Raw genomic sequence first — 12,615 nt, forward strand, 5'->3', positions numbered from 1 at the left:
TCTAAAATAGATTTTAACATGCTCTACGTTCCAGTTGCATGAAGGTTAGATGAGGAATAAAAGAAATTAAAATTTGAATCTTTCCTTAATCCGGCACCGTATATTAATAAATTTAACAAAATTAAGGAGGCTTTATATTGGTTGTTTTTGTTCTCATCGTTGTCTTCATTGTTCTTGCCCTGCTTCTTTTCATGGGGTTGGGCAGGTACATTAAGAAGAAAGACGACCAAAAAACGGAACAGGACGTTCTGAAGTTTATTGCGAACCATCCCGAGCGCGTCTCCATCCACGTGATCGAAAACGGGGAACATACCGTGTCCTACGGGTCGGATCACAAGCGTCCGCTGGCCAGTGTAGTCAAACTTGTCATTGCGGCCGAATTTGCCGAGCAAGCGGCGGAAGGGAAGATTATAGCGGAGGAAAGGGTTCCCTTAAGAAATCTGGAGCGGTTTTATATTCCCGGTACGGATGGAAACGCCCACCCCGGATGGTTGAAGAGCCTGGGGAGCTTATCACCCGACGAACCTACAGTCCCCCTGCTCGAAGTGGCCCGAGGCATGATACGTTTCAGTTCCAACGCCAATACCGAGTTTTTGCTGGAAAAGCTGGGGCTTGATCGGGTCAATCGGCGCATCGGGCTGCTGGGTCTTAAAGAACATGATCCGATCTACCCGATTTCTTCTTCCATGCTGGTCTACAGCTATCTGATGGAGACCCGGGAACTGTCGCACCGCCAGGTCCTGGAGGCGATGAAGAGGTTGCCTTATGAGGAAATGTCGGAGCTGGCGAAAGACATTTTTACGCGAATCTCGCAGGATTCCGCCTGGATACCGAGACTTAGCCGGACCAGGTCGCCCCTGGCCGCCCAGCGGATTTGGTCCGCCAAGCTCCCCGGATCCACAGCCCGGGAATATGCGAATCTGCTCTGCCGAATCCGGCGTGGTGAACTGCTGTCTCCCCAGGCGACCGGGATCCTGCTCGACCTGCTCGACCGCCCCCAATCCCCCGACTCTCCGTTTAAAACGTTGGGCGGAAAAGGCGGTTCGACCCTGACGATCCTTAACCAGGCGCTGTACTGCGAGGATGCATTGGGGAATCAAGCTCAGCTTGCCGTATTTATCCATGATCCCGATGGGATGGAACTGCTCTGGCTGAACCACAAGCTGGATCTGTTCCTGCGGGAATACCTGACCAATCGAAGCTTCAAAGATGAGGTGAACCGGACGTTAAAATAACAGCTCTTATTTCCACCGGGCTGCCCGCTACGACCACAAACGCCGCCAAACAAGAGAAAACCCGGACCGCCAACAGGTCCGGGTTACACTTATAGCCCAAATTAAGTTACTTGATTCCCTCTTGCACTTCCTTCAGCATTTCCGGAACGGACAACAGGCCGCCGCCGGACAGATACCAATAGTTCGCGTCCAGATAAACAATGTGGCCGTCTTTGTACGCGTTCGTCTTCTTCACCAGGTCGTTCTCCACCAGCTTGGCCGCGGGTTCGGCCTGCTTGCCTTCCTCCGTAACGACCGCATCGCGGTCCACGACAAACAAGTAGTCCGGGTTCTTTTCAGCGACATATTCAAAAGAGATCGAATCCCCGTGCGTGTCCGCCTTGATATTCTCGTCGACCGCCGGAACGCCGAAGACGTCATGGATGATGCCGAAGCGCGAGCCCGGGCCATAGGCGCTGACTTTGCCGCCCGTCGTCAGAATGACCAGGCCCTTCTTGCCGCTGCCCGATACCGAATCATGCAGCGCCTTGATCGAGTCATTCAGCGCCGTAAGCTCCTTCTCCGCCTCAGCCTCCTTGCCGAAAATCTCGCCCAGCGTTTTGACGTTCTCCGTAAAAGAAGCCATATAATTGGCGGTGTCCACGCCCATATAGATCGTTGGCGCGATCTTGTTCAGCTCTTCATAAGCCTCGGAGGAGCGGCCGGAAATAAAGATCACGTCCGGTTCCAGTGCGTTCAGCTTCTCGAAATCCGGCTCGAACAACGTTCCCGCGTTCGTGTATTTGCTGTCTTCGTATTTCTTCAGATGCGTCGGTAAGCTGGCCTGCGGCACGGCGGCAACTTCCACGCCCAACTTGTCGAGCGTTTCCAGCACGCCGTAGTCAAAAACTACAACCTTGCCGGGATTCTTCTTCACTTTAGCTTCACCCAACTGATGTTTGATCGTCAGTTCACCGGCCTCGCCCGTCGCAGCCGCTTCCGTCGACCCGGCCGTATTGGCCGTACCGGCTTTAGCCCCCGTAGAACTTGCGCCCGCATTGCCGCTGTTCTTGCCGGCCCCGCACGCCGCCAAAACAGCGATCATCAGAACCGTACTGAGCATCAAAGCTATTTTTTTCCCTTTTTTCACCTGTAATACCCCCATATTTTCCATAGTTATTTTAAGCAAAATACACGCAAATCTTATTGCCCCCGATGTCCTGCACCGGAATCTCCATATCGTAAACCTCGCGCAACACCGCGGTGTCCATAATTTCCTCCGTGGTGCCCTCTTTGACGACGACGCCGTCTTTCAACGCCACGATGTAGTCCGAATAGCAGGAGGCGAAATTGATGTCGTGAATGACCAGCACGACCGTTTTGCCAAGCTCATCGACCAATCTGCGCAGCACCTTCATGATCTGCACCGAATGCTTCATGTCGAGATTGTTGAGAGGCTCATCCAGCAGCACATATTCCGTGTCCTGGGCGATGACCATGGCGATGAAAGCTCTTTGCTTTTGCCCGCCGCTGAGCTCGTCGAGAAATTTATGCTGCATCGGCTCGAGATCCATATAGCGGATCGCCTCCTGGACATGGGCCTCATCCACCTTCGTCAGCCTGCCCTGGGAATAGGGAAAACGTCCGAAGTTGACCAGGTCCTTGACCGTAAGCCGGATGTTGATATGGTTGGACTGCTTGAGAATCGAAATTTTCTTCGCCAGGTCGTTGCTCTTCCAATTCCCGATTTCCCGGTCCTCGATCAGAATGTCGCCCGCATCCTTGGCGATCAGCCGGCTGATCATCGACATCAGCGTGCTTTTGCCGGCCCCGTTCGGCCCGATAAAAGAGGTGATTTTGCCTTTGGCGATGTCGAGCGAAACGTTGTCGATCACTTTTTTGCCGCCATATTGTTTGGAAACTCCTCTGACCTTTACCACGATTTATTCTCCTTTAGCAGCAGATAGATGAAGTACACCCCGCCGATAAAGTTGATGATTACGCTGAGCGAAGTGGAGAAGGTAAACACTCGTTCAACCAGCAGCTGACCGCCCGCAAGGGCGATATAGCTGATCAGGGACGCGCCGAGGATCAACGTTTTATGGCGGAAGGTGTTCAGAAACTGATAAGCGACATTCGCCACCAGAAGTCCGAGAAACGTAATCGGTCCGACCAATGCGGTGGAGATGGAAATGAGCACCGTAACCACAATCAGCATGCGTTTGACGACATATTCGTAACTGATGCCCAGGTTCACCGCATGATCCCTACCTAGAGCAAGCACATCGAGATACTTGGTAAAGCCCGCAAAGTATATCCCCGTAAGGATTACCCCCACCGCCGACAGCAGCAGGAGATCGGAGTTCACATTATTGAAGCTCGCGAACATTTTGTCCTGAACGACCATGAACTCGTTGGGATCCAGCAGTTTTTGCATAAACGACGTAACGCTGTTGAAAAAAGTGCCGAAGATCAGGCCGATCAAAAGCAGATGATAAATGTTGCGGCCCTCTTTCTTAAAAAGCATCCTGTACAGCAGCAGGGAGAACACCACCATCAGCGCGACGGTCCCCACAAACCGGAGGTTCTGGTTCATCAGAGTCAGGGTCGTTCCGCCGAGCAGAAAGACGATCAAGGTTTGCAGCAGCATGTACAGCCAATCCAAACCGATGATGCTGGGCGTCAGAATACGATTGTTCGTAATCGTCTGAAACACCACCGTGGAAAAGGCGATCGCCGTTCCGGTGAGAAGGATGGCAATCAGCTTCTTTCCCCTCCTCGGGAGAATGTAATCCCAGTGCCCTCCCGCATCGATCGTCATAAACACGACCGTCAGCAGAACGGCGATGCCGGCAAGGAGCCAAAGTTTGGTTCTATTGCTCATAGGTCCTTCTCCTCATCAGCAAATACAGGAAGATGCCGCTCCCAATCACACCGACCGTCAATCCGATCGGCACTTCATACGGATAAATGATCACACGGCCCAAAATATCGCAGGCGAGCACGAAGACCGCGCCCAGCAAAGCCGTATGCGGCAGGTTTTCTTTCAAATTGTCTCCCCGGTACATCGTGACCAGATTCGGGATGATCAGTCCGAGAAAAGGGATCGAGCCTACCGTCAGGACGATGACCGAAGTGACGAGCGCCGCCAAAACCAGCCCCACATTGACGACCTGCCTGTAATTCAAGCCCAGGTTGACGGAAAACTCCTCGCCCATCCCCGCGACCGTGAACTTGTTGGCATAGACATAAGCGACGGCGACAAGCGGCACGCTGATATAAAGCATTTCGTAGCGCCCCTGCATGATCATGGAGAAATCCCCGTTTAACCAGGCGGACATGCTTTGAATCAAGTTGTATTTATAAGCGAAAAAAGTAGTGGCGGACTCGACAATGCCGCCGAACATTAAACCGACAAGCGGGATAAAAATCGTGTCCTTGTACCTCACCCGGTCCAGGATCTTCATGAAGATGTAAGTTCCGGCCAAGGAAAAGACAAAGGCTACCGCGATCTTGGCGAGCGGTCCCGCGGAGGTAAACACCAGAAGCGACACCATGATGCCGAAGCTGGCGGAATCCAGCGTGCCCGCTGTCGTAGGCGACACAAATTTGTTCCGGGTCAGCTGCTGCATAATCAAACCGACGATGCTCATGCTCGCGCCGGCGATCACAATGCTCACCAGCCGCGGAATCCGGCTGATCATGAGCAATTCCCAAGCCTCTCCGCCGAATGGAAACAGTTCGGATAGAGATATGCGCTGCGCCCCGATCAACAGGGAGGCAACGGACAGTAGGATTAACAAGGATGCCAATATTCTTTTCATCGTGAATTCGTCCTTACTAGGCTTCCTCTGGCCTGGAGGAAGGTGAAGTGATGAGCTGCCGGCAGAACAGACGATCTTTTAATTAATAATGATATTCATTATCAATTAGCTAGATTGAATTATACCGTCCTGTTTTTCGGACTGTCAATTGTTTTCGCCCGAAAATTTTATCCCGGTTCCGGAAACCGGGTTATATAATCTATTGTGCGAACATATGTTTTTGATTACAATGAACAATGAATTGGAGAAATCAGGAAGGCCCTTCGTGTGCCTCGATATCGCCATACATAGGGGAACCCCATTAAGAGGAAGGAGTGTCCGCTTTTGTCGGAACAAAACGAGAATCTTGACGAAGCCCGGAAGCGAAGGACGCGCTCCCTTGCCCATTACCGGGAAATGCTTGGGAAGTATGTTTTTCCTCAGCGGAAGCTGCTTGGGTCCCTTGCCGTACTTCTAACGGCATCCATCGTCCTGCAGTTGGTGAATCCGCAAATCATCCGCTATTTTATCGACACGGCCCAAGGGGAAGGCAGCCTGAAAGCGCTGTATTACGCTGCCGTGGTCTTCATCGGTTTCTCACTGGTGCAGCAGCTCGTGTCCGTCTGGGCCGCCTACTACAGCGAGAACCTGGGCTGGACGACGACCAACCGGCTGCGGGCCGATCTGGTGCGGCATTGTCTCTCCCTTGACATGTCTTTTCACAAGAGACATACGTCAGGAACGTTGATCGAGCGGGTGGACGGCGACGTGAACTCGCTCGCGAACTTTTTTTCGAGCTTTATCATCCATTTACTCGGCAACTTGATCCTCATGCTCGGCATTCTTCTCCTGCTCTTCCGGGAAGATATCCGGATCGGCGTCGTCATGACCCTGTTCGTCATCGGAGCGGGCTTTGTTCTGCAATGGATCCGCAAGATCAACGTCCCCGTCTGGAAAAAATGGCGGGCGCAAAACGCCGAGCTGTACGGCTTCATCGGCGAGCATCTGGAGGGCACTGAGGATACGCGGGCCAACGGCGCCGCCGGCTATGTCATGAACCGCTTCTACGAACTGTCGCGGCGCATGCTTCCCGTCCGGATTCGGGCTTTTCTCGGCTTCGGCCTGATGTGGAGCACCACCATCGTAGTGTTCGCGCTCGGCAATGCCGCCGCCTTTGTCGTCTGCGCCTGGCTCTGGAAGCGCGGCGAGCTGACGATCGGCTCCATCTATCTGGTCTTCTACTATACGGAGCTGCTGGCCAAGCCGATCGAGAAAATCCGCAGCCAACTGGAGGATTTGCAAAAAGCCGACGCCAGCCTGATCCGCGTCCGCGAGCTGCTCGACACGAAGCCGCGGATTTCCGACGGGCCGGGAGCTCCGCTGCCGCCCGGCCCCTTGTCCGTGCGTTTCCGTGACCTGACCTTCGCTTATGAAGAAGGCGAGGCGCCCACCCTGCACGGACTAAATCTTGCGCTCAAGCCGGGTCAAACCCTCGGCTTGCTCGGGCGCACCGGCAGCGGCAAGTCGACGCTCGCCCGGCTGCTTCTGCGGTTTTACGACCCGCAGGAGGGCGGCATCGAGCTGGCGGGCGTCGATATCCGCCGCTGCAAGCTGCATGAGCTGCGCAGCGGGGTCGCGATGGTGACGCAGAACATCGAAATTATGGAGGGGACCGTCCGCAACAACCTCTCCCTGTTCGACGAGCGGATTCGGGACGAGGATATTCTCGCCGTGCTGAAGGAAATCGGCCTGGAGGAGTGGTACCGTTCGCTGCCGGACGGTTTGGACACGGTCCTCTCCTCCGGCGGAGGGAGCCTCTCGGCGGGCGAAGCCCAACTGCTCGCCTTCGCCAGGGTCTTCCTCAGCGATCCGGGGCTGGTTATTCTGGACGAGGCTTCGTCCCGGCTGGATCCGCTGACCGAACACCGGATCGAAACGGCGATCAGCCGTCTGCTCGAAGAGCGGACGTGCATTATGATCGCCCATCGGCTGGCGACGGTGCAGCGCGCCGACGAAATTGTGATCCTGGAGCACGGGCGGATTCTCGAACACGGCCCGCGCGAACAATTGGCCGCCGATCCGAATTCCCGGTTCAGCCGGATGCTGGCCGTCGGACTCGAGGAGGTGTTGGTATGAAGACGCGGCATTTTTTCTGGAGACTGCTGGCCTATCGACCGGTTTACTATCTGGCCAATCTGTTGGCCTGGACCGTCATTCATATGGCCCCCTTGCTTCCCGGTCTGATCACGAAGGCTTTCTTCGATGATCTCGAAGGTAGCTACGACTTCCCTTACGGCGTGTGGGGAATCGCCGCCCTGCTCGTCGGAGCGGCGCTTGCGCGGGTGGTGCTGATCGCCGCGGGCATGTGGACCGACGCCAGTTTCCGCTTCCGCATCAGCACTCTACTGCGCCGGAACATGCTGGCCCATGTGCTGAAGCAGCCCGGCGCCAAGGCCATTCCTTTCTCGCCCGGCGAAGGGATCAGCAACTTCCGGGATGATGTCGATCAGACCGAGGAAGCGGTGAGCTGGTCGGTCGATACGCTCGGCCTGGTCGGCTTCGTCATCGTTTCCAGCTATATTTTGATCTCCATTGACGCGCAGATGACGTTCTTTGTGTTCGTCCCCTTGATTCTGGTTGTGACGGCGGCGCAGGCGGCCACGGCACGCATCCAGAAATACCGGGCGGCCAGCCGCGCGGCCACGGCCAAGGTAACAAGCTCGATCAGCGAGATGTTCTCGAACGTCCAGGCGATCCAGGTCGCCGGGGCCGAAGCGCGAATCGTGCGCCGGTTTGAAGTGCTCAGCGACGAACGGCGGCAGACGATGGTTAAAGACAAGCTGATGACCGAGGCGCTGTCCTCCGTCTTCACGAATTCCGTAAACCTGGGCACCGGCCTGATTCTGGTTCTCGCCGGCTACAAAATGCGCAGCGGTACGTTCTCGGTGGGCGACTTGTCCCTGTTCGTGTATTATTTGACTTTCGTCACCCAATTGATCTCGAACGTCGGCAACTTTATGACCTTTTACAAACAGATGGCGATCAGCTTCAGCCGCATGAAAACCATGCTGCAGGGAGCCTCCGCCCGGATATTGACCGTCCCGGCCTATATCGGGATCGGGAAGCGGCGGCCTGTCGAGGATGAGGCCGACGTGGGCAGTGGCGGCCAGTTCGCCGGAGACGGCGGCGCGGCGGCACCGGTTCAGGCGGAGCCTCTGCGGGTGCTGGAGGTCCGCGGACTCACCTACCGCTATCCGGAGACGGGCCGGGGCATCGAGGGCATCGATCTGCGGCTTGAGCGCGGATCGTTCACCGTGATCACCGGTATGATCGGCTCCGGCAAAACGACGCTGCTGCGATCGCTGCTCGGCCTCCTGCCGGCGGAATCCGGCGAGATCCGCTGGAACGGCCGCCCGGTGGAGGCGCCGGCCGACTTCTTCGTGCCGCCGCAGAGCGCCTACACGGCGCAGATTCCGCGCCTGTACAGCGACAAGCTGCGCGCCAACATCCTGCTCGGGCTGCCCGAAGCCGCGGACAGCCTGCCGCGGGCGCTTCACGCCGCCGTCATGGAAGACGACGTGGCGCAGCTCGCGGACGGCCTCGACACGATGGTCGGGCCGCGCGGCGTCAAGCTCTCCGGCGGCCAGGTCCAGCGGACCGCGGCCGCGCGGATGCTCGTGCGCGACGCACAGCTGTACGTGTTCGACGACCTGTCGAGCGCGCTCGACGTCGAAACCGAACGGCAGCTGTGGGAGCGGCTCTTCCGCGACCGCGGCGAGGCGACCTGCCTCGTCGTGTCGCACCGCAAGGCCGCGCTCTCGCACGCGGACCGCATCATCGTGCTGAAGGACGGCACGATTGAGGCCGAAGGCACGGCCCCGCAGCTGCTCGCCGCAAGCGACAGCTTCCGCCGCCTCTGGCACGGCGAAGACTCGGACGCGGCCCCGGAGCCGAGCGTTGCGCCTGGCGGTTCCGACCGCTGATGCGCCGGTCACGCCAAACGCCAGGCCACGGCCTCGCTAACGGATGAAACCCGCTGGTTTGTGGCATAGTAACGCAGGGAAGCACTTATTTTGATCCTTGCGAAAGGGGAGAACCAGCGTGGAAAACTTGCATGAATTCGTGGAGAAGGTCCACGACAAACAGGAGAAAGACGACCGCAACCGCAAGCGCGCCAAAGGCAACCCGGCGGGCCAGCTGCCGACCAAACAGCACGGTACGCAAAAATAACGGAACGCCGAGGATAAGAGAAGCCGCCTCCCCGCATAAAGCGAAGGAGGCGGCTTTTTGCCGATAATTAAGTGTGATCATAGCTGTCCCGGCCGGATATAAATTCGTCCGGCGTGTCCCCGCTGGTCGAGGAATGATTCTTGATCTGGCTCAGCCTTCCGGACCGCCCTTCTCCCCCGTTGCCGGTAGTGGCGTTCTGAGCGTTGCTGCTGCCGTTGCCCACCCGCCGGTTGTACTTCTCGACTTTGTTCGTCATTTGCTTTTGCCCTCCCGAGATCAATTCATTGCGGAACCAAGCCTCCATGCACTCTGGCCTGGTTCTAGCATTTGAAAGGGAGGGGTATTTTATTCCGCCCTAAAGCGGTGTGCGTCCGCAGAAAATCATAATAGCGGCCTTTTAGGGTTATATAGTTTGTGGTATCAGGCCGGGATGAACTGGACTTAGGTCCAGGATTTTACTTCCCCAGAGACCGAAGATGACTTACTATTTTTGTAGTATGCTGTGACAAGATGAATCAAGACTAAAGGAGCGATCGAATTTGATGAGTAAAAAAACCACCTGGCTCGGTCCCGTGCTGATCCTGCTCGGTTTTTACCTGTTCTTCTTCCGCAAGGAAGCGATCAGTACGGGCACGCTGTTCGGGACATTTTGGGCCACCCTGTTCATTATTCCGCTGGGGCTGCTCTTCCACTGGCTGTATTTCTCGATGACGAACAGGAGAGCCACCGGGTTGTTGATCCCGGGAGGTATTCTGTTTACGGTCGGCTTAGTGTGCCAAGTCGCCACCCTCTTCGACAGCTGGCAGTATTTATGGCCCGGATTTATCCTCGCCCCCGCCGTCGGTCTGTTTGAATTTTATTGGTTCGGCAACCGGAATAAATACCTGCTGATCCCGATTAACATTCTGGCCGTGCTGTCCTTGCTTTTCTTTGCCGTATTTTCGTTCGGTACGCTGTACAACCGGATGATTTTCGGACAACCCGTATTGGCGATTGCCTTAATTATCATCGGCGCGGGCGTGATGATCGCCCCCAAGAAAAGGCACTATAACAGATAGCGAATCATCGGCGCGGAATGCCGGTTTCCTGCTTTTTATAAGGGAGGCCGGCTTTTTTTAAGCCTTTTACCGGCCACCACCGGCACAGCCTTATGTAGCCGCCCACGGCTGACGTACGGAAACGACGGTACGGCCCGTTTGGATCGCCTCGGCCATAAGCAAGCTCAGGTACTGATCCTGCGAGGCCTCCGCCAGGCTGTAGAAGGAAGGGCCGCCTTGGGCATAATCGGCCATTTTCCGCAGACAAACGGCCATAGCGATTTCTTCGTCGCTTAGGCGCGCCCCCGGGAACGGATTCCGGTACACCCATTCCGCACCGCAAAGGACACCCTCGTGGAAATAGCCCTCCAACGCTCCGTCCTGCCCGGCGTCGATCCGGCGCAGTTCCAGGGCCAGAGGCGTGCGGTAATCGCGGAGAGCACGGACCTCACGCCCCTCGATTTCACCGCGGTGCCCCCGGATGAGAACCCGCTGGCCCCGAATCCGGGAGAAATACTGATCATAGGTGAAATCGTACAGGGCGGTTCGGCCGCCAAAGCGCAGCAGCGCCAGGTCCTGACGGGAATCCGTCAGGAGTTCTTGCGGCGGCAGGCCATGACGGTTCGGCCCTTTGATCAGCGGGCTCACGATCTGCTCTCCGCGGATTTCGGCGTCTTCGAAGCCGATCCCGAGCAGATGCCGAATGAGGCTGATCCCATGGTATCCATGTCCGGCGGACACCTGGACATGGGACACGCCGCCGAGCAGCCCGGAGTGGGCGACCGCCAGCCGCGCGGCATGCATCGGCTGGTGGATGAACTGCTCGGCCACCTGCACCCGGCCCGCCGGCCCGACCCGGTCATAGAGCCGGAGCAGGCCCTCCAGGCTTTCGGCGGGCGGCGTCTCCGTCAGCACCGGAATGCCGAGCTCCGCCAGCCGCTCGATGTAAGAGGGTGCCGTATTCCGTGGAAGCGAAAGCACAGCGAAGGAGAAGCCGCGGCGGCCCAAAAAGCCTTCAAGATCGGCCGTGGCCTTCACGCCCCAGCGGGTCTCCAAGTCCCGGGCCTTCGCTTCATCCCTCACCCAGATTTCGCCGACTTCAAACTCGTCGGGAAGCGCTTTCGCGATGCGCAAATAAAATTCGGCCCGCCAGCCGCCGCCCAGGATTCCGAAAGCGGTCTTTTTACGTCTCGGCTGCCCGCTTCCGTTTCCGCCGTATTTTCCGATTGCATAGTCCTCATGTTGCCCCATCTTTGCCATCTCCTTTATTACAACCTCTTCGCAACTGACTGGTCTCTAATCTCCATTGTACTACAAATAAACCGGGACCCGTGAGACGGGCCCGGTTTACCGGATCGTAAACAAAACGGCCAGCCCCAAAATGGCGATGCGTGCCGTATTCGTCAGCATGAAATTCTGTACCGAGAGCGCAAACGTAAACTGCTTGGTCGGTTTCGCCGTGAACTTGGAGATGTTTTTACATACCGGAATTAAAGTCAGTACAGCCAGAAGCAGAAGCAGCGGAGGCACCCGCAGGAACCATAAAACGATCAGATCGGCGTAGGCCGCGTAGTAAAGAACCCGGAACAGCCGCAGCGCGTGGGGCCGTCCGATGTAGACGGGCAGCGTATACCGCTTGTTTTCCACGTCCTCCTCCAGGTCGCAGATATTGTTCGCCAGCATAATGTTCGCGATACCCAGCACCGCCGGGATGGAGACGAGAAAAATCAACTGCGCCTCCGCGAGATGAACCTGCAGCAGTACCGTGCCGCCTCGAAGCGACAAGGAAGCCAGCTTTTCACCCGCGTGGATATAAGCCGAAATAAAGATGATGACGAACCCCATAAACAAGCCGGAGAAAATTTCGCCGAGCGGCATCCGGGAAATCGGGATAGGCCCGAACGAATACAAAATCCCGACGGCAAAAGACAGTCCGCCAAGCAGCAAAACGAGCAGACCCGTTTGGAGAAACAAGGCGATCCCAGCCAAGGTCGCGATGAGCAGCAGAATGACAATGACGGCCACTACGGCCCCGGGGTTCATGTTATATCGGACGATGGCGTTGTGGACTTCATAGCCGTAGCCGTCTTTTTTCGCCGCCTTTTTGTAATCGAAATAATTATTCATGGCCGTTGTCGCCATATCAAAACTCAGCAGCGAGAGCAGCATCAGCACGAAATGCAGCGCCCGGAACTCTTGAAACCGGAACAGCGCATACACCGTTCCCAGCAAAAACGGGATCATGCTGGCCGCTTTGGTCTGTATCTCCACCAATTTGAAAAATTTCCGAATGGCCATTCCTATCATTCCTTCTATCGCCTTTTCTTAAAA

General features: G+C 56.4%; 12 protein-coding genes. 5 read left to right on the forward strand and 7 right to left on the reverse strand.

The genetic code is table 11. From position 1 onward, the window contains the following. The first annotated feature begins 137 nt into the window (after positions 1-137). Complete coding sequence (locus V4U84_RS04645) at positions 138-1,235, forward strand: serine hydrolase (protein ID WP_334072288.1); 1,098 nt, start codon at positions 138-140, stop codon at positions 1,233-1,235. Positions 1,236-1,341: 106 nt separating this feature from the next. Here the strand turns inward: V4U84_RS04645 and V4U84_RS04650 are convergent, their stop codons facing one another. Genes V4U84_RS04650 through V4U84_RS04665 form a run of 4 tightly spaced genes read right to left on the reverse strand, consistent with a single transcriptional unit; the run spans position 1,342 to position 5,038 of the window. Beyond that, positions 1,342-2,337, reverse strand: a complete 996-nt coding sequence (locus V4U84_RS04650; protein ID WP_334072729.1) for a siderophore ABC transporter substrate-binding protein — start codon at positions 2,335-2,337, stop codon at positions 1,342-1,344. A gap of 58 nt (positions 2,338-2,395) precedes the next feature. Then, on the reverse strand, positions 2,396-3,154 hold the full coding sequence (locus V4U84_RS04655) for an iron ABC transporter ATP-binding protein (RefSeq protein ID WP_334072289.1): 759 nt from the start codon (positions 3,152-3,154) through the stop codon (positions 2,396-2,398). Further along, entirely contained in the window at positions 3,148-4,098 is a 951-nt protein-coding gene (locus V4U84_RS04660; RefSeq protein WP_334072290.1) for an iron chelate uptake ABC transporter family permease subunit, read from the reverse strand. The genes V4U84_RS04655 and V4U84_RS04660 overlap by 7 nt, the downstream gene beginning before the upstream one ends. Continuing rightward, positions 4,088-5,038, reverse strand: coding sequence for an ABC transporter permease (locus V4U84_RS04665; RefSeq protein WP_334072291.1), 951 nt, complete (start codon positions 5,036-5,038; stop codon positions 4,088-4,090). The genes V4U84_RS04660 and V4U84_RS04665 overlap by 11 nt, the downstream gene beginning before the upstream one ends. Positions 5,039-5,434: 396 nt before the next feature. Here V4U84_RS04665 and V4U84_RS04670 point away from each other — a divergent pair, with 396 nt between their 5' ends. The 3 genes from V4U84_RS04670 to V4U84_RS04680 all read left to right on the forward strand — a co-directional run bounded on the left by V4U84_RS04670 (position 5,435) and on the right by V4U84_RS04680 (position 9,247). Then, the gene (locus V4U84_RS04670) at positions 5,435-7,153 is read left to right on the forward strand and encodes an ABC transporter ATP-binding protein (RefSeq protein WP_334072730.1); all 1,719 of its coding nucleotides are present in this window, start codon (positions 5,435-5,437) and stop codon (positions 7,151-7,153) included. Beyond that, positions 7,150-9,000, forward strand: a complete 1,851-nt coding sequence (locus V4U84_RS04675) for an ABC transporter ATP-binding protein (protein WP_334072292.1) — start codon at positions 7,150-7,152, stop codon at positions 8,998-9,000. Before V4U84_RS04670 ends, V4U84_RS04675 begins: the two co-directional genes overlap by 4 nt. Positions 9,001-9,118: 118 nt before the next feature. Then, a complete protein-coding gene (locus V4U84_RS04680) occupies positions 9,119-9,247 on the forward strand; it encodes a DUF4023 family protein (protein ID WP_334072293.1) in 129 nt (42 codons plus the stop codon). 67 nt (positions 9,248-9,314) lie between these two features. Here V4U84_RS04680 and V4U84_RS04685 read toward each other — a convergent pair whose 3' ends face one another. Next, the gene (locus tag V4U84_RS04685; RefSeq protein ID WP_334072294.1) at positions 9,315-9,503 is read right to left on the reverse strand and encodes a hypothetical protein; all 189 of its coding nucleotides are present in this window, start codon (positions 9,501-9,503) and stop codon (positions 9,315-9,317) included. Between the two features lie 286 nt (positions 9,504-9,789). Here V4U84_RS04685 and V4U84_RS04690 point away from each other — a divergent pair, with 286 nt between their 5' ends. Then, the gene (locus tag V4U84_RS04690; protein WP_334072295.1) at positions 9,790-10,305 is read left to right on the forward strand and encodes a hypothetical protein; all 516 of its coding nucleotides are present in this window, start codon (positions 9,790-9,792) and stop codon (positions 10,303-10,305) included. 90 nt (positions 10,306-10,395) lie between these two features. Here the strand turns inward: V4U84_RS04690 and V4U84_RS04695 are convergent, their stop codons facing one another. Both V4U84_RS04695 and V4U84_RS04700 read right to left on the reverse strand, forming a co-directional pair. After that, on the reverse strand, positions 10,396-11,535 hold the full coding sequence (locus V4U84_RS04695; protein WP_334076826.1) for a Gfo/Idh/MocA family protein: 1,140 nt from the start codon (positions 11,533-11,535) through the stop codon (positions 10,396-10,398). A gap of 96 nt (positions 11,536-11,631) precedes the next feature. After that, the gene (locus V4U84_RS04700; protein WP_334072298.1) at positions 11,632-12,582 is read right to left on the reverse strand and encodes a 1,4-dihydroxy-2-naphthoate polyprenyltransferase; all 951 of its coding nucleotides are present in this window, start codon (positions 12,580-12,582) and stop codon (positions 11,632-11,634) included. Positions 12,583-12,615: the final 33 nt, after the last annotated feature.

This window comes from Paenibacillus sanfengchensis (assembly GCF_036864765.1).
In the GTDB taxonomy this organism is placed as follows: Bacteria; Bacillota; Bacilli; order Paenibacillales; family Paenibacillaceae; genus Fontibacillus; species Fontibacillus sanfengchensis.